The organism is bacterium (assembly GCA_040757115.1).
GTDB lineage: Bacteria > UBA9089 > CG2-30-40-21 > CG2-30-40-21 > SBAY01 > JBFLXS01.
This window is the reverse complement of the sequence record JBFLYA010000006.1, coordinates 1-18,537: the sequence shown is the minus strand read 5'-3', so window position 1 is coordinate 18,537 and position 18,537 is coordinate 1. Positions and strand designations below refer to the sequence as shown.

The window sequence follows — 18,537 nt, the reverse complement described above, 5'->3', positions numbered from 1 at the left end:
CGGTTATGTTAAGCCTATAGGTATTTTTTATCTGATTTAAGTTCCAAACTTAAATATATTTCAATTCCATCATATAATATTCCCTCCCATTTTTTTAAGGTAAGATAATTATACCATTTAACCTATAAAATTGTCAAGGAAAAAGTTTAGCAAATTTGTAATGGGTTAGTGAAATGGCGTATTAACCTGTTTAGATTGGACAAAAATCGAAAATCAAAAACTTATTTAACCCTACAACGTCATTTACTAATTTTACCGCTAGTAAGCGTTCAGATACTCTGAGGGATAGGTGTCTGGTGTCTGACCACCAGACTGTTCTTCCTCCATTCCTTGCTTACATCTACGTAGATAGCCAATATAACTGTTAACTTTCGCAATTAGCTCGTAACCTTCCTTCCTGAGCTGAACGCTTACGGATTTCTCTCCGTAGCCTTCATCCATACAAACATTGATGTCGTCCAGAATTTCTTCAACCGAACCTCTTGCAATCCTGCAAAATCGTATATTCTCCTGATAATGCCAACGTCCATGTCCTTCTGCGATGTTGTTCGTGACTGAGACAATCGCCTTTCTCATCTGCGGGTCTAAACAATAGCGCTCCTCAGATGGAAGCTGTTTAATGAGCTTGTAAACATTTTGTCGAAACTTACGTGCCAGTTGATAAAGCTCAAAATCATCCAGCCGATACTTATCGTCACTCATACCCACCTCACAGGCACTTAGACACCCAGACACCAGACCACCTGATTTGTGGATCAATCATAGATGTCGTTGTAGGGTTAACCATTCCTCTATATTTTATCCCAGAGGCTTCGTAAAGTAATTAATCAATGATATGCGGTGTAATAAATATCACTATTTCTGTTTCTGCAGATTTAATTTGAGTATTCCGGAAAAGGAATCCTAATAAAGGTATACTTCCTATCACGGGTATCTTGGTGATATTATGTTCCTCTTTTTGTTGAATTAGTCCACCAATAGTAATTGTTTGGCCATTTTTCATCCTGACCATAGTATTTGCAGTTCGCTTACTGATAACCGGATAACCTTCCTTGCCTATTCCAGTAACATCACTTACATCAGGTTCAATAGAAACTGTAATCTCATCATCACTACATATATAAGGGGTAATTTTTAAGGTAATTCCACTTAATACCTTACTAAAACTTGCGGGTTGATAAGCAGTTCCTGGTAGGGAATAGTATTCTTCCCTACCCATATAGATATTAGCTGTTTTGCCATTTATAGTAAGTATTCGCGGAGTAGCTCTAATCTTTGCTTTTCCTTTCTCAGCTAATATCTTTATGGTAGCCATAGCTTCTGAGGATACTCCAACACTTAGATAATTCCCTTTTAACTCCAGTGTAGTAGGTAGAAGTGTAACTTTAGTCTTTCCCTCCTGGAAAGACCAATCTATTCCCAGACTTCTTCTTGCTTGCTCGGATAATTCAGTTACCATCACCTCTACAAGTATTTGTTTAGGTGCAAGGTCAATCTTTTTTATATATTCCTTAATTTCTTCAATAATCTCTGCTGGTGCGGTTACAGTAAGGATATTCTCGCCAGAATCTGTTTTGATATATTTAGCATAATTAGCTGGTAGGAGATTAGATATGGAATCTACTTTTAAGTAACTGGGTTTAATTCGTTCAACTGTAGATAATAGAAGGAATGTCGGGGTAGTAGGGTCAGACGAGGTAACCAGGTAATAATCTTCTATTTTTTTAAAAAGATATCCCGAAGGGGTAAGGATTCTTTTAAGCGCCTTTTCTAACGGTAGATTATCTAACTCCATAGATACTACTCCTTGAACACTCTCGTCTGCAATAATAGTAACCTGCGCCTGTGAAGCTATATCTTGAAGTGCTTGCCTTATATCAGTATCAACAAAGGTATTGGTAATTAGTGGTTCTTTCTCTTCAGACGCAAGTGCAGATTTTTCCTCTTTCTTAATTTCTTCTTGACTCGAACTCCCCACAATTATCTCCTTCTGGAGAGGGATTAAGGGGGAGGTTCCTTCATCGCCTTCCTTTTGCTCTGTAACTAATTCTTCGGCTACTGATAGTCTTTCTTCAAGTAGTTGAAGATTTGCTATCCTTGCCCAGAATTCCCAACCTTCACCATAGACCTTTATCTGAGTGATTATCTTTGGCTTTGGAGTTAATGAAAGTAGGTTTTCAGAAGTATATGAGTGCCATTCATTCCGTTTTACCATTTCTCCTTTATCTTTATATCTGGGTGTGGAATATAAGAAGCCATGCTTCCACAAGTAGATTTTTCCCTGTTCATCCAAATACTCTATTTCCAGAGTAAGTGGGTAAATCCCACCTTTGAGAAGGGTATCACTCATAAGTGAAGAGTGAATTACCTTTACATCTGTTTTGATAAAAAGTGATGTAGATACAGTAGCAACCTCTCTATTTATATCCTGTTTAATCCCTAATTTACCTATGGTTTTTCTGGCTATTTTTCTTTTAAATTGAAGAACATGTGGATACTTTGGGCTATCTTTAACAATATTAATAGTCATAATATTTGCCTTCCCCTGCCGTAGTTCTTCCCACAAATCAAGTCCCGCACTAAAATCACCATTTCTAAGGAGTGAGGATGTAGAAACTGTGGCAGGATAAGAGTTATTCACTATAGTTAAAAAGATAGCAATTCCCCCAAAAATCACCTTTTTATATTTCATTATGCTACTATAATATCATTAAGTTTTAATGTTTGTCAACAAAATTCTTTGCCCCTTTCTCTGAAAATTTTGTTGACAGAACATAATGAATTATGATATATTGGTAGTAGAGAGAGGGAAGAGGCTTGTTTTCTTTACTCTCTACTTTCTAATTCCAAAGGAGGTTATTAAAGAAGATGAGAGGAATTAAGATTACAATACTTATTTTGTTGATTATTAGTTTAGGAGGGAAAGAATCTTTTGCCTGGAAACTTGGTTTTGACCCATTTGCTACTGAAATTAAAGGTTCCCCAGGAACATCAAGGACATTTGAGATTAACATCTTTATTTCAGATAAAAAAGAGGCAAAAGTAAAAATATATCCCACTGATATTACTATTGAAAGAAATGGGGAGTTTAGATATCCTCCAGCTGGTATGTCAAAATATTCATGCGCAAAATGGATAAAACTACAACCAGAGGGTGAGATGATTATAAAAGAGGATGAGAAAAAGAAGATTTTATGTAAAGTCACCATACCACGGGGAACACCAATTGGCGAAAGGTATGCCGCAATTATGTGCGAAACCCTACCAGAGAAAACGGCTAAAGGTGGGATTACGGCACATTATCGAATAGCATCTATTGTCTATCTGACGGTTGGAATTAGAGGATTTACAGAAAAAATCAATATCTTGAATACGGATATGACAAAAGAAAAAGAAAATACAATCTTTACCATAACCGTAGAGAATAAAGGTAATATTCGTCTGGTTCCAGATAAAGGAATATTATATATCAAGAGTGGTCGAGGAAGGATAATTACCCAAACTCCAATTACTGCTGATACTTACACTATGTTTCCCGAGGATATACGAGATTTTAAGGCAGTAATTAACCAGAAGTTGCCTGATGGCAATTATACCGCTGAGATTAAAATCCCTTATGGTCAAGAAAAATATGGTAGAAAAAAGATATTAATGAGCAAAACTCCAGTTATGGTAAAGAATGGTGTCTTAGCCAAAGGAGTAGGTGAAGAAAAGAGTGAAGAATACCTCAGCTTCTATACACTTCCTACGGCAGCAAATGAGAAAGTTATGCCACAAGGGTTTCGAAGTAGAGTAATCCAATTATTTAATACCGAGAATATCCCTATTGATATCCGGGTAGAATTAAGAGATGCATTTATTGATGAGAAGGGACGGATTATCTATTTAGAGCCAGGCACTACTTCATATTCCTGCGTAAATTGCCTTAAAGTGAATCCTTCATCCTTTACTATTCCCGCTAATGAACAAAAGGTTGTAAAATATAATATCTCCGTACCTAAAGAGGAACGGGGAGGGAAATATGGAGCGATTTTGTTTATTGCCTCTTCTGGCGATAAACGAGGAGAGGCTATTGTGCCCATTGGCATAATTATTCCCAATACTTTGCAAGAGAATCTCATTCTTAACGATTTAAAAATCTTACCAAATCTCAAGGAGTTGAAGGTGTCATTCAACCTTACGAATGCTGGGAATGTAAGCCTTCAACCTACGGGTAAAGTTGTAGTTCAGGAAAGACATGGAGAAAAAGTGGCTGAAATATTACTTCCTGAAGGGATATTAATCTTACCTCAAGGAACTCACAAGATAGATTTACTACAACCTCATAATCTTGAGCCCGGTGAATATATTGCCATATTTGAGATTAGCTATGGAGAGAAGAAATCTATCGAAGAGAAAAGGAGTTTCTTGATCAAGAGATAAGAATCAAAAATCTACTGGTCTGCTACAATAGTAATCGTTTAGTTGGTGTGAAAGACTTCTGCAAAATGAGAATTTTTGCTTTATTTGTCATTCCTGCGTTCTTTGTGTCATTCCTGCATCCTGTCAATTTAAAAACCTGCTAAAAATTTATTGACAAAGATAGAAGTTTAGTATATACTTATAGATGATGAAGAAGAAATGGCATCCGTATTTCTCAAATGTATTAAAACATCTACTCGAACCTAAAGGGTTTACGGTTGAAACTGAGGTTGAAGTTGGCAAAATGCCATTAAGGATAGATATTGTGGTCATTAAAAAGGGCAAGGATGCGGATGTTAAATCCTTACCTTTTGTCTTCCAATCATTTACTGATTATAATGTTATTGAATATAAATCACCTGGGGATAGATTCACCCGGAATGATTTTGACCGATTATTTGCTTATGTGCTATTATTTAAGATAAAAAAGAATATAGAATGGCGAAGACAAATAAATGTTTATGCACTTTTAAGCGGTGGTATAAAGGGGATAGAGGATTATATTCGTGGTAATGGGCATAAACTGGCAAAGATAAAGGAAGGGCTTTATTTTGCGGATTTTGGGTTTAATTTTTATTTAATCCAGCTGGATAGGTTAGAGGTGACTCCTGAAAACTATGGACTAATTCTTTTTACTTCAGGAGAATCCATTAGGGAATTAGCCAGGGGAATAGGTAGTAAAAGGGAAGATATATTAGAGGTAGAGTTAGTAGAGTTAATAGAAACAGGGTTGTATCTACATCCTGATGAATTTAAGGAGGAGGTGAAATTAATGCCACAGACATTAGCAGATAGACCAGATATAATTGGTGAACTGGCAGATATAGTTGGAGTTGATAAGTTTATCCAGGGTATTGGTAAGGAGAGGTTACTTCGGAGTCTGGGAGAAGAGGAGGTAAAATTGATGCCGAAGACATTAGCAGATAGACCAGATATAATGAGAGAGCTTGTCGATATAGTAGGGATTGACAAATTTGTGCAAGGGATTGGAGAGGAGAAGGTAATTCGTAGCATTGGGGAAAAGAAGGTAATTCGTAGCATTGGGGAAAAAGAGGTAATTCGTAGCATTGGAGAAAAAGAGGTAATTCGTAGCATTGGGGAAAAAGAGGTAATTCGTAGCATTGGGGAAGAGAAAATACAAAGAGATCTTATAAAACTTCTTGGAAAGGAAAAGATAAAGAAGATGTTAGAGGAAAATTAAGCGAATTAGTAAATTAAACAAATTAGAGATTAGAGAATTGGATGAAAATGAGAGGATAAGAAGACCAAAGACTAAAAACCAAAGACAGACTTTAATTATGTCCGAAATTAAAAATTGGTGACTAATTACCAATGACCAAAAAGTAAGGAGAAAAATAGTTATGACTAACAATAGTGCTTTGCTTGCCTGGGTTGATGAGATGGCAAGGTTATGTAAGCCAGATAGTATTCACTGGTGCGATGGGTCTGAGGAAGAAAAACATCGCCTGACAAAAGAAGCCATTAAGACTGGTGAATTAATTGAACTGAACCAGGAAAAATTACCAGGCTGTTTTTACCACCGCACCGCCCTTAATGATGTTGCTCGAACAGAAAACCTGACCTATATTTGCACATCCTCAAAGGAAGAGGCAGGACCAACTAACAACTGGCTGCCGCCAGAGGAGGCTTATAAAAAAGCTGGTGAGATATTTAATGGCTCGATGGTTGGACGAACAATGTATGTCGTGCCATTTTCAATGGGTCCTGTCGGGTCTCCTTTCAGCAAGATAGGCGTAGAATTAACCGACAGCATTTATGTTGTCTTGAATATGCGGATTATGACCAGAATGGGAAAAGCGGTGCTTGATAAATTAGGAGAATGGGGAGAATTTACCAGATGTTTGCATTCTAAGGCTGACCTGGATATTAATCGCCGACTTATCTTACATTTCCCGGAGGATAATACTATCTGGAGTGTGGGCTCAGGATACGGAGGAAATGTCCTGCTCGGGAAAAAATGTTTAGCCCTCCGTATTGCCAGTTATTTGGCGAAAAAAGAAGGCTGGCTGGCAGAACATATGTTAATTATGGGCATAGAGTCACCTAATGGCTATATCGAATATATTGCCGCCGCATTTCCAAGTGCCTGCGGTAAGACCAATCTGGCTATGCTTATTCCACCAGAGGGATTAAAGAAAAAAGGTTATAGAATCTGGACTGTAGGTGATGATATTGCCTGGATGCGAATTGATAGTGATGGGGCATTATGGGCAATTAATCCGGAAGCAGGATTTTTTGGCGTCGCACCTGGCACTAATTCTCAAACCAATCCAAACGCAGTGACTATGATTCAAAAAGATACCATTTATACAAATGTTCTTCTTAAACCAGATGGAACGGTATGGTGGGAAGATGGAGATGGTCCAGTTCCTGATGAAGGAATGGACTGGCAAGGGAAACCATGGAAACCAGGGATGGTTGATAAAGATGGTAATGCGATTAAAGGTGCTCACCCTAACAGTCGTTTTACGGTGCCCATCGCTAATTGTCCTTCCGCCAGCCACCGATTAGAACATCATCATGGAGTGCCAATCACGGCTATTATCTTTGGTGGAAGACGGGCACATTTAGCCCCATTAGTCTACGAGGCATTTGATTGGGAGCATGGAGTTTATATGGGAGCAACTATGGCTTCAGAACGGACTGCGGCTCAGTATGGAAAGCAGGGAGAAGTTCGCCGCGACCCAATGGCTATGTTGCCCTTTTGTGGTTACAATATGGCTGATTATTTTGGTCACTGGCTTAAAATGGGACGCCAGATGACAAAGCCACCAAAGATATTCCATGTTAATTGGTTTAGAATGGACGATGGTAAATTCCTCTGGCCAGGCTATGGTGAAAACCTGCGTGTTCTCGAATGGATTATTGACCGCTGTAACGGTAAAACATCAGCCAAAAAGACCCCTATTGGTTATGTCCCTACTCCAGAAAGCCTTGATATGACTGGTCTTGACCTGCCTTCGGAGATTATAGACCACCTCTTCGAGGTAAATCCACAGGACTGGCTTGAAGAGACCAGAAGTATTGCAGAATTCTTTAACCAGTTTGGAGACCGACTGCCACAGGCTCTCTGGGATGAACACGACGCACTTTGTGAACGACTCCGGGAATCTCTAGTAATTGGAACTTAATTACCATTCATCAGTTACCATTTAGCAAGAAAACTTTCGACCTGTGCAGGTAGAAAATTAAGGAAGCAGATTTTTAATAGCAAGCGGGTGGATTTAGTAAGCGGATTTAACGAATTTAGCGGAAAAAGAAATAAAAAAATCCGCTCAATCCGTTCAATCCGCTTACAATAAAAAATGGTAACCGTTCAGGTGGTAATTTACCGCAGAGACGCAGAGGAACAGAGAAGATATGGAAATAAATCAGATAACAGAAAAGATTATTGGTGTAGCCATTGAAATACTTATGACCTGCTTGCCGAATGTTCAGCCGGCAAGCCAGATTTGTTAATCCATCCCTGATTTTCATCAGGGCAAGTTTAATGTTGTTGGACTCAGGAGCTTGCACTGATGAAAATCAGGGATGTTAAGCCTATCGTCCATAAATTTTAATTTTCTTCTCTGCGTCTCTGTGTCTCTGCGGTGAACGGTTACAAAAAATGTAATCTGTTTAATCAATTATCCTTTTACTTTCTTACTTCTCACTTTTCACTTCTCACTTCCTACTTAAAAAGATGGAGGTGAAGGAAGAACTGTGGATTTGAGAAAACTAATAAAATCAACGCTCAAATTTATCCGAGAGCGTTGACCAAATAGGACTTCACGAAATTAAAAATAAGTAATCGGTTAAATGGTAACTGGTAATTGGTAATTAATTACCAGTTATCAGTTACCAATTACCAGTTACCATTTACCAAACTAAAGGAGGTGAAAAAAAATGGTAAAATCAGACAAAGGTGTAGAGCATTTAATTAAATTTGGCGTTGTGGGGTTTGTTCTTCTGATGCTTCTGATGACACTTAATCCATTTGTCATCGTTGGACCTGGTGAGCGTGGTGTTGTAACAAGATTTGGTGCGGTGCAAGATTCAATAAAGAATGAAGGGCTAAATTTCAAAATTCCAATAATAGAAAAGGTAATATTGGTCGATGTAAAAGTAAGGAAGCGTGAAAGTAGAGCCAGTGCCGCAAGTAAAGATTTACAAACCGTTAGCACAGAAATTGCCCTAAACTATGGGTTAAATCCGATAATGGTTAATAAATTGTGGCAAGAAATAGGACCTGATTTTGAAAGTAGAATAGTTGACCCGGCTATTCAGGAATCAGTCAAAGCCGTGACGGCAAGATTTACTGCTGAAGAACTTGTCCAGAAACGAGAAGAAGTCAAACAACAGGTAGAACAATTATTGGATGTTCGGTTAAAAGAAAAGTATTTGGTAGTAGATGCGGTTTCAATTACTGATTTTAATTTTAGTGCCGATTTTAATGCCGCCATTGAAGCAAAACAACAGGCTGAACAACTGGCTTTGAAAGCAAAACGGGATTTAGAGCGGATTAAGACTGAGGCAGAACAAAAAGTCGCTCAAGCACAAGCCCAGGCAGAAGCACTCCGACTCCAAAAAGAACAAGTTACACCTCAATTGGTAGAATTACGCAAAATAGAGGCTCAAATGGCCGCAATCGAAAAATGGAATGGTGTTTTACCTCAATATGTTGGTGGAGGACCTGTGCCCTTTATTGATGTCTCCCCTCATAAGTAGTTTTGGAAATCAGGTAATCAGTATTACCGATTACCGTAATGGGTCAGTGAAATGGGGGATTCTCCTGAAAGTAGGAAGTAGGAGAGTAGGAAAGGAGGAGACATTACCCCCAGAAGAGGAATACCGTGCACATCCTTTATCCCTTTCCTACTTACCTACTACCTACTTGCCTACTATTTTCATTGCTCTGTCCTCCGCAGGTTAATGTTCATTTCCCCAAATGACTGACGCATTACTGATTACCTGAATTCTACTTCATTATTACCTGCTTTTATCTGGCCGATTAAATAGGTTTTTTCACTCAAGCTGTCTAATTTTTTCATAGCAGAGGAAAACTCTTTTTCGGAAACGATAATGACCATTCCAATACCCATATTAAATGTTCGATACATCTCAAGGTCTTGAATTTCACCTCTATTTTGAATCTCATTAAAAATCCACGGTACTTCCCATGAATTTCTTCTAATCACTGCTTTTGTGCCTTCAGGCAGGATGCGTGGGATATTATCTAAAAATCCACCACCCGTGATATGGGCAATACCCTTTAAGTTAAAACTTTCCTTGAGTGTCAAAATAGACTTTACATAAATCCTGGTTGGTTTAAGGAGTTCATCTTTGAAAGTTTCCATATCTTGTTCAAATACCTTCCGCACTAATGAAAAACCATTACTATGTAAGCCCGAGGAGGCAATACCAATAATGGCATCGTCAATAGCTATCTGGTTTCCATCGATTAAATTTCCTTTCTCAACTACTCCGACGGCAAAACCAGCTAAATCATACTCATCAGGCGAATAGACCGCAGGCATTTCAGCAGTTTCTCCGCCTAACAAGGCACAATCTGCTTGATTACAGCCTTCAACAATTCCCTCCAGTATTTCTTGAGCAACAGTAAGGTTTAATTTACCAAAACTCAGGTAATCCAGGAAAAATAAAGATTGTGCCCCGCAGGTAACCAGGTCATTGACACACATTGCCACTAAATCAATCCCCATACCTCTATGTTGATTTAGTTTTTGAGCAATTTTGATTTTCGTCCCAACGCCATCACAACTACTGACTAAAACTGGTTCTTTATATTTTTTGAAATCAAGTTCAAATAAGCCACTAAACCCACCAATCCCACCAATAACTTGCCAGGTAGAACCTCTAATTTTGGTTGGTAGTTTTTTAATGCGACGGACCAATTCATTTCCCGCATTAATATCTACCCCGGCTGATTTGTAAGTTATACCCATAATTTATACTCCTCTATTCTAAGTGTTCAGCCATCAGAAAGCAAAAACTAATGACTACTATAGCAGTTATTAATCGAAATTTGACATAGATATGGCTCTGAAATTCCAAATCACAAATTCCAAATTCCAAACAAATTCGAATGACCAAAATTCAAAACATTACCCCCCCATAGTTTGGTATTTATTAGTTGAAATTGGGTGCTTATTTGAGATTTGGTGCTTGGGATTTGGGATTTTTTACTTATCCACTCTGAGTAAATTTTGACTAATAACTGCTATAATTAGCCTATCAGATAAATCTGTAAATGTCAAGATAAAAAATAAATTGACAATTAATATAGATTTTGATATTATAATACTCTATAGGGCTTCACGAATTTAAAAATTGGTGACTAATGCTCTGTCGCTACTCAATTGATGTCCCCTGGCGGGGGTAATAGGGTGGAATATGAAATCTGAAATAGAAAAATCCACCCCCCTACCCCCGCCCTTATCGTTACCCACAAGTTTTAGTGGACACCGTGAAGCGTGAGAAGAAAGGGGTTTTAATAATTGACAATTGATAATTCACCATTCATCATTATTAAGGAAATTTAGGGAAAAAATTGTGAATGGTGAATTGTGAATGAATGCATAGTTAATAACATTGTCCAGTAAAAGATGTGGGTAACGATAAGACCCCCGCCAGCGGGGGACAATGGCCAATCAATCACTTGAATGGCAACAGAGCACTAATCACCATTCACCAGTTACCAGTTACCAGTTACCAATTATAAGGAGACTAAAATTGAAATCTAAATATATTATCTTTTCTTTAATTATAACTTTTACAGGAGGTTATCTTGCTGAGGCAAAAACCGTTAACCGTATTGTTGCCTGGATAAATGAGGATATAATTACTCAAACAGAAATAGATAAGGCGATGAGTGCAATAGAGACAAACCTTACTCCTGAACAAATGAATAAATTACAACAGCAGGTGTTGGATAAATTAATTGAAGAAAAACTTATTTTACAAGAGGCTAAAAGACAAAAAATTACAATATCCCCTGCAGAGCTCGAAGAAGCACTCAATAAGGTTAAAAAACAATTCAAATCTATTAATGAATTTAAAAAGGCTATTGAGTTAGAAGGACTTTCAGAAGATGACCTTCGTCGGGAATATGAAGAAAGTTTAATAAAAAAAGAGTTAGTAGAAAGTGAGGTATGGTCAAATATTCAGGTGTCCGTAGATGAAATTGCTCAAATCAGAAATGAATTTTCTCATCAGTTTAAAGTTAGGCATATCCTGGTGAAAACTAAACCAGAGGCAATCCTCATCCTTGCCCGATTAGAGAGAGGTGAAAAATTTGAAGACTTAGCTCAAAATTACTCTATTGACCCCGGCAGTAAAAATAAGGGTGGAATGATTGAATTTTTCACTAAAAGCCAGATGGTTAAAGAATTTTCAGAGACGGCGTTTGCTTTAAAAAGACCAGGTGAAATAAGCGGAATAGTCGAGACTAAATTTGGATTTCATATCATTCAACTTGTAGAAAAAAAAGAGTTAGACGAAGAACAATTGGAGGAAGTAGTAAAAACACAAGAAACAAAATTAAGACAGGTAAAATTTAATGAAGAATTCACCCGCTGGATAAATAAATTAAAAGAAAAGGCTTATATGAAGATAGTGCTGGAGTAGTGAAATCGCAATACAAGAAATGGTCAGTGAACAGTGGTTAGTGGGCAGTGGTCAATCAAAGGAGAAACATGATGAATGAACTTAGAGAAAGAATCCTAAAAGGCGAGGATTTACATACCGATTTCAAAGAAAAACTTACTGATAATGAAGAACTTGCAAAAAGTATTGTTTGTTTTGCAAATACAGACGGAGGTCAAATAATTATAGGTGTTCGTGATAATGGTGAAATTGTTGGATTAGAAAGGGAAGAACTGGATGAAACTATAAGGAAAATTGATGATGTTGCCTTTAATAGATGTGAACCGCCTTGTACTGTTGTAACTGAGTCATTAGTAGTTGTTGAGAAAAATATAATAATAGTGAATGTTCCTAAAGGGGATCAAAGACCTTACAGAACTGGAAGAGGATTATATTACATACGAAGTGCCAATAGATGCAGGCAGGCAGGAAGACAAGAACTTCTGCGCCTTTTCCAGGCTACTGAAAGTATATACTACGATGAGATTGAAATTTCAAGAGCAAGTATTAAAGATATTGATACTGATTATGCTAAAAAATTTTTAGAAAGGTATTTCCCTCTAAAAGTAAAAGATAAAGATTTAATACCGTATTTAATTAATATAAAATCGCTTTCAAAAAACAAAAAACCAACCCTTGCAGGAATTCTGTTTTTTGGAGAAAACCCTCAATTTTATATTCCAACTTCATACATAGTTACTGCTTATATAGATGGAGATGATATGGCTATTCCACCATCTGATCTAAAAAAGTTTGACGGTAAAGTTCCACAAATACTTGAGGATTGTATGCGATTTCTAAAGATTTACATAAAAGAAAAACATATTATAAAAGGACTTGAAAATGAAAAATATCCTGAGATTGAAGATTTTGTCTTAAGAGAAGCCCTTGTTAATGCAGTAGCCCATAGGGATTATACTATTAGTGCTCCTATTCGGATATTTATATTTACTAACAGGATAGAGTTTCATAGCCCAGGCAAATTACCTAATAGCGTCAGTATTGAAAACATTAAAATAGGTGGAGCCCATGTGGTAAGAAACCCAACAATATATAACTTACTTGGCAAGATGGGATTTGTAACAGATATAGGAACTGGAATACAAAGAATAATAGAATCTGTAAAAAAGACTACTGGTAAAGATGTGCTACTTGAGGTTATAGAGAGTGAATTTATCTTAACTATACCAAGAAAAGAAGGATAACAGTATTCAACCACTGATTGACACGGATTACGAATTTTCAGTGTTTCATCTGTGTCCCTCTGTGGCTGAATAGTTAGGGTTCTGCAAAATAGGATTTGGGGGAGATAACTGAGAGTTAGACCTGAAATTAGAGATAAAAATTCAAATATCAAAATGCAAAATTACAAATCAAATTTCAAAAAGGACTTCAAGAAAAGACTATATAACTTTACTCTGCGACTTATAGAATTCATCGATAAGTTGCCAAAGGATAGTGTTTCTCAAAGAGTTGGAGGAATTTGGTAATATCTTTGCTTCAAGTATTTTAACGCTGAAAGGAAAGAGATAATTTTACATTTTGATATGTAATTTTTATATTTGCTTTTTGCATTTTGCTCTTTGGAGGGAATTGATAAAAATAGAGGTTTTAAATACCCGCTTAAAAACTACAGTTTCTTAGTTTTGCAGAACTCTATTCACTTAATAAAAAGGAGGAAAATATTTATGAGGTCGGATGTAATGAAAAAAGGTTTTGAAAGAGCACCTCATCGCTCACTATTTAAGGCTATGGGCTACACAGATGAGGAGATTCAACGCCCAATAATTGGTATTGCTAACTCGGCTAATGAGCTTATACCAGGGCATATCCATTTAAACGATATTGTCGAGGCGGTAAAAGCAGGCGTCCGATTAGCCGGTGGCACTCCAATGGAATTTTCTACCATTGGTATCTGTGATGGTATTGCGATGGGACATAAAGGGATGAAATATTCTTTAGCCTCACGGGAATTGATTGCTGATTCTGTTGAGGCAATGGGAATGGCATATCCTTTTGATGCCCTGGTTGTAGTCCCAAATTGTGATAAGATTATACCAGGAATGCTTATGGCAATGTTACGACTGAATATTCCATCAATTTTAATCAGTGGTGGACCAATGTTAACCGGTTATTTTCAAGGTAAAACACTTGATTTGATTACTGTTTTTGAAAATGTGGGTGCCTATGCTGGTGGAAAAATTACCGAAGAATACTTAAAACAAATAGAAGATGAAGCCTGCCCTGGATGTGGTTCTTGTGCGGGAATGTTCACGGCTAATTCTATGAATTGCCTCAGTGAGGCATTAGGATTAAGTTTGCCAGGTAATGGAACTATTCTGGCGACATCGGCTAAACGAAAAAGATTGGCAAAGATTGCTGGAATGAAGATAATGGAATTGCTTGAAAAAAATATCCTGCCCCGAGATATTGCCACCCAGGAGGCATTTAGAAATGTAATTGCCGTAGAAATGGCACTGGGTAGTTCGACTAATACTGTTTTACATCTTCCTGCGATTGCTCGTGAGGCAAATATAAAGATTGATTTGAATTTGTTTAACGAAATAAGCAGTTGCACCCCAAATCTATGTAAAATCTCTCCAGCAGGCACACATCACCTTGAGGATTTAGATAAAGCTGGTGGCGTGCCTGCGGTAATGTCAGAATTAAATAAAAAAGGGTTAATTAATACCGAATTGCTGACCGCTACGGGTAAATCAGTTATGGATAATATCAAAAATGCTAAAAATTTGAATGAAGATGTTATCCGACCAATTGACAGACCTTATTCAAAGGATGGTGGTATTGCCATTTTATTTGGTAACCTTGCTCCAGAAGGGGCGGTGGTGAAACAATCAGCTGTTGCTCAAGAGATGCTTGTCCATCGGGGACCAGCAAAGGTATTTGATTCTGAAGAATCTGGAATGAAGGCAATCTTGAACAAGGAAATAGAAAAAGGGCAGGTCGTGGTTATCCGATATGAAGGGCCTAAAGGTGGTCCCGGGATGCGCGAGATGCTTGGTCCTACATCGGCTATTGCAGGTGTAGGTCTGGATAAAGATGTCGCTTTACTAACAGATGGTAGATTCTCAGGTGGAACTCGAGGAGCGGCTATCGGCCATATCTCACCAGAGGCACAAGAAGGAGGCACAATGGCTATCATCAAAGACGGCGATATGATAAGCATAGATATTCCTAATAAACGATTAAATATAGAACTATCCGAGGAGGAGATAAAGAAAAGGTTTAAAGATTGGCAGATACCAGAATATAAGATAAAAGAAGGCTACCTGTATCGCTATGCCCAGCAGGTTACCTCAGCCTCTACCGGCGCTGTATTTAAAAACTGATGGAAACTTGCAGGGTTCTCTCCTACCGGCTAGTGTTGTGGTGAACAAATAACGCACGGAATTTGATTCTGGTAACTGGTGATTGGTAACGGGTAATTAAATACCGTTCGGCTGAGCTCACGACGAAGCTATTTAACCAATTATCCGTTTGCAGGTTACGAAACCTGATGATACTCCGGGCAAAACTTACTCAACACCACACCAGGGCAAAGTTTTAAATACCGGGTAATTCTTAAGACTACCTCTTCAACCGTTAAATCTGATGTATCCACAATAAAATCTGCGGCGGCGGTATAATAAGGTGTGCGAAAGGAGAGCAATTTTTTTATCTTTTCAAGCGGGTTAGGGCAATTTAATAATGGGCGATGAGAAGCATCTTTAGTGCGTTCATAGACCTTTTCAGGACTTACCTTGAGCCAGATTACTATCCCGGCTCGATGTAAATTTTCTACATTTTCATCCCTTAATATTACCCCACCACCAGTAGAAATAACACTATTCTTAAGGCTCTCACAGGCTTTTTTAACTATTTCTTTTTCTAATTCTCGGAAATAATCTTCTCCAAATTTAGCAAATATTTCATTTATAGCCATTTGTGCCTCTTCTTCAATCCAATCATCGAGGTCGATAAAATCCATATTTAATTTTGAGGATAGTTGTTTGCCTACCGCAGTCTTACCACTTCCCATAAAACCTGATAAGATAATATTATTCATCCTTACTCCCACCGATTACCAAGGTAACCTAAAGGTTTTCGCTTTTGTAACCATTCCTTTAATTCTTCTTTCACCATTGGATAAAAGGTCAATTTGTCTAATTGACTCACCGGGATAAATTCTATTTGTTGAAGGATTTCTTCGTTGCCAATTTTTAACTCGCCGCCAATTATTTTCCCTTCAAAGAAGATATTGATAATGTGCCTTTTACCATTATCAGGAGAAATAGCATCGCTGATGAAGAGTAAATTACCTACCTTGACCTTGATATTTGCCTCTTCTAACAATTCCCTCTCAAGTGCCTCAATTAATGACTCCCCAAAATCTACCCTGCCACCAGGCAAAAGCCAATATTTTCTACCTTTCTTTTGATGTTGAACTAACAAAATTTTATCCTCTTTAAGGATGACGAGGGCAACACGAACATCTGGTTTATCCATCTTTTAATCTGATTATACGCCAAAACAGGGTGAAAGTCAAGATTTTTGTTGACAATAAATATTTTTTTAAGTAAAATATGAAAGTGAGAATTATTGCCGGTAAGGCTAAAGGTAGAATTGTTAAGGCGAAAAATAGATATGCAACCAGACCTACATTAAGTCGGGTAAAGGCGTCGTTATTTGATACTCTGGGCAATAAAGTAAATCAAGCCTGTTTCCTTGACCTCTATTCAGGCACAGGAAATATTGGCTTAGAGGCGTTAAGTCGTGGTGCAAAAAAGGTAGTCTTTGTCGAAAATAATGCCTCGCAGGTAAAAATCATCAAACAAAATATCTTATCCTTAGATTTTTCAGAAGAACAAACTTTTGTTTATAAAACAGAAGTGCTGAAGGCGATAAAATTTTTATCACAAAAAAAAGAGTGTTTTGATATTGTCTATTTAGCACCACCTTTTTTAAAAAATTTTTGTTTTCCAACACTTGTTGCTCTATCGGAAAATAAAATCCTCAATACAAATGGAATAATAGGGATAGAACATCATAAAAAGGAGATTTTACCAGAGATAATTAAATCCTTAAGATTGATAAAGCAAAAGCGATATGGGGACATTACGATTTCATTTTATGCCGAGAATTTACCGCTGGAGATTAGAAAATGATGCTAACAAAAGAATACATTAATGAATTAAATTAAAAACAGCAGGGTAACTATTCAGCCACTGATTAACACGGATTAGCACGGATAAATAGCAGAGGGCAGAAGGCAGAGGGCAGAGGGGAAAGGGGGAAACGGGGAAACGAAGAAAGGGAGAAACGGAGAAGGAGAGGAGACACGAGGCACTATACCTGAATTTTCAGCCATCAGCCATCAGCCTAATTACGGACACGGAAAACGGACACGGATTACGAATTTTTAGTGTTTCATCCGTGTCCATCTGGGGCTGAATAGTTACGATTTGGTTTATAATTCTTCGTGCCCTTCGTGTTCTTCGTGGTTTTAAAAGATGTGAGGGAGGTTAATCTAACCGCACAGGTGGAAAAATTTTTAAACAATTAAGATGAAGAAAAAAGAATTAACAATATTTTCAACGGGAGTTCATCTTCAAGCTATAAAATGTATGATTAATGATAAAAAACAGTGGCGATGGGTTGCAATCAGCTTTGAAGATGAAAGTTTTATGGATGGTAAATCAATCAATCCTATCGAATATGCTCAAAAACAGGATAAACTCATCGAAGAATTCGAAAGTGAGTAAATTTTAAGGGAGTAAGTGTTGATTTAAATGTCAGCGAAAGTTTAATCGTAATAAATACTCTCGCCGTAAAACGAGCAGAGTTAAGAGGTGGATTGTGGAGCACTGGTGGGAAAAGGGTAGAAAAACCGTTAATGCAAACCCTGTGCAAATTATATGGAGTGCCTGATAAAAATTATTCTGTAAAAATCAAAGGTAAAGTGGTAGATGATGTTGACTTTGAAAGAGAAATTGATTTTCACCTGGTTGAAGGTAAAAACCAGTATAAATGCGAAGTGAAACTGATGGGACGTGGTAACCCAGAAAGTGCAGACGCAGTAATCGCAAGGGAAAGTAAGATTTTTGTGGCTGATAAATTATCAGAAACTAATAAAAGACAACTGGATAGTTTAGGCGTAGAATGGGTTGAATTAAGAAGTGAAAATGGATACAAAAGGTTTTCTAAAGTACTAAAACATCTAAATATTCCTCATCAAGATTTTACTGGTAATATTGACCAGAAACTTCATCAAATCTTTAATGAGATTTTGTAACCGTTCAGGCTATATATCAAAAGTGTAAGAAAGGGGATAAGGAGATAAGAGTGATATGGAGATAAGATAATAGAAATAGATTGAAATTTATAGAAATAGGTAGAAATTGATTGTGGAAA

General features: G+C 37.3%; 15 protein-coding genes and 1 pseudogene. 11 read left to right on the top strand and 5 right to left on the bottom strand.

Annotation, left to right across the window (positions count from 1 at the left end; genetic code table 11):
• Positions 1 to 258: 258 nt before the first annotated feature.
• Positions 259 to 702 (bottom strand): four helix bundle protein, encoded by a 444-nt coding sequence (locus tag AB1422_00965; protein ID MEW6617916.1) that lies wholly within the window; start codon positions 700 to 702, stop codon positions 259 to 261.
• Between the two features lie 121 nt (positions 703 to 823).
• Entirely contained in the window at positions 824 to 2,692 is a 1,869-nt protein-coding gene (locus AB1422_00960) for a secretin and TonB N-terminal domain-containing protein (protein MEW6617915.1), read from the bottom strand.
• Between the two features lie 176 nt (positions 2,693 to 2,868).
• Between AB1422_00960 and AB1422_00955 the strand changes: the two genes are divergently transcribed.
• The 4 genes from AB1422_00955 (at position 2,869) to AB1422_00940 (ending at position 9,189) form a co-directional block, all read left to right on the top strand.
• Positions 2,869 to 4,422 (top strand): hypothetical protein, encoded by a 1,554-nt coding sequence (locus tag AB1422_00955; protein ID MEW6617914.1) that lies wholly within the window; start codon positions 2,869 to 2,871, stop codon positions 4,420 to 4,422.
• A 184-nt stretch (positions 4,423 to 4,606) separates the two neighbouring features.
• Positions 4,607 to 5,662, top strand: a complete 1,056-nt coding sequence (locus AB1422_00950; GenBank protein MEW6617913.1) for a hypothetical protein — start codon at positions 4,607 to 4,609, stop codon at positions 5,660 to 5,662.
• Positions 5,663 to 5,786: 124 nt separating this feature from the next.
• On the top strand, positions 5,787 to 7,613 hold the full coding sequence (locus AB1422_00945) for a phosphoenolpyruvate carboxykinase (GTP) (protein MEW6617912.1): 1,827 nt from the start codon (positions 5,787 to 5,789) through the stop codon (positions 7,611 to 7,613).
• A gap of 754 nt (positions 7,614 to 8,367) precedes the next feature.
• Positions 8,368 to 9,189: a prohibitin family protein gene (locus AB1422_00940; protein MEW6617911.1), complete on the top strand. Its 822-nt coding sequence runs from the start codon at positions 8,368 to 8,370 to the stop codon at positions 9,187 to 9,189.
• A gap of 239 nt (positions 9,190 to 9,428) precedes the next feature.
• Here AB1422_00940 and purM read toward each other — a convergent pair whose 3' ends face one another.
• The gene (gene purM, locus AB1422_00935; protein ID MEW6617910.1) at positions 9,429 to 10,427 is read right to left on the bottom strand and encodes a phosphoribosylformylglycinamidine cyclo-ligase; all 999 of its coding nucleotides are present in this window, start codon (positions 10,425 to 10,427) and stop codon (positions 9,429 to 9,431) included.
• A 787-nt stretch (positions 10,428 to 11,214) separates the two neighbouring features.
• Between purM and AB1422_00930 the strand changes: the two genes are divergently transcribed.
• The 4 genes from AB1422_00930 to ilvD all read left to right on the top strand — a co-directional run bounded on the left by AB1422_00930 (position 11,215) and on the right by ilvD (position 15,476).
• Complete coding sequence (locus AB1422_00930; GenBank protein MEW6617909.1) at positions 11,215 to 12,108, top strand: peptidylprolyl isomerase; 894 nt, start codon at positions 11,215 to 11,217, stop codon at positions 12,106 to 12,108.
• A 71-nt stretch (positions 12,109 to 12,179) separates the two neighbouring features.
• The gene (locus AB1422_00925; GenBank protein ID MEW6617908.1) at positions 12,180 to 13,331 is read left to right on the top strand and encodes an RNA-binding domain-containing protein; all 1,152 of its coding nucleotides are present in this window, start codon (positions 12,180 to 12,182) and stop codon (positions 13,329 to 13,331) included.
• 153 nt (positions 13,332 to 13,484) lie between these two features.
• Entirely contained in the window at positions 13,485 to 13,616 is a 132-nt protein-coding gene (locus AB1422_00920) for a hypothetical protein (GenBank protein ID MEW6617907.1), read from the top strand.
• 198 nt (positions 13,617 to 13,814) lie between these two features.
• Complete coding sequence (gene ilvD / locus AB1422_00915; GenBank protein ID MEW6617906.1) at positions 13,815 to 15,476, top strand: dihydroxy-acid dehydratase; 1,662 nt, start codon at positions 13,815 to 13,817, stop codon at positions 15,474 to 15,476.
• Between the two features lie 155 nt (positions 15,477 to 15,631).
• Here ilvD and AB1422_00910 read toward each other — a convergent pair whose 3' ends face one another.
• Together AB1422_00910 and AB1422_00905 are read right to left on the bottom strand one after the other, a co-directional pair.
• Positions 15,632 to 16,192, bottom strand: coding sequence for a shikimate kinase (locus AB1422_00910; protein MEW6617905.1), 561 nt, complete (start codon positions 16,190 to 16,192; stop codon positions 15,632 to 15,634).
• 2 nt (positions 16,193 to 16,194) lie between these two features.
• Positions 16,195 to 16,632 (bottom strand): NUDIX domain-containing protein, encoded by a 438-nt coding sequence (locus AB1422_00905; protein ID MEW6617904.1) that lies wholly within the window; start codon positions 16,630 to 16,632, stop codon positions 16,195 to 16,197.
• A gap of 77 nt (positions 16,633 to 16,709) precedes the next feature.
• On the opposite strand from AB1422_00905, the gene rsmD reads away from it, so the two are divergent.
• From rsmD to AB1422_00890, 3 genes and pseudogenes are all read left to right on the top strand, one after another.
• Positions 16,710 to 17,291, top strand: a complete 582-nt coding sequence (gene rsmD / locus AB1422_00900; GenBank protein MEW6617903.1) for a 16S rRNA (guanine(966)-N(2))-methyltransferase RsmD — start codon at positions 16,710 to 16,712, stop codon at positions 17,289 to 17,291.
• Between the two features lie 399 nt (positions 17,292 to 17,690).
• On the top strand, positions 17,691 to 17,888 hold the full coding sequence (locus tag AB1422_00895; GenBank protein MEW6617902.1) for a hypothetical protein: 198 nt from the start codon (positions 17,691 to 17,693) through the stop codon (positions 17,886 to 17,888).
• 29 nt (positions 17,889 to 17,917) lie between these two features.
• Positions 17,918 to 18,418: pseudogene (locus AB1422_00890) on the top strand (CfrBI family restriction endonuclease).
• The last annotated feature ends 119 nt before the right edge of the window (positions 18,419 to 18,537 follow it).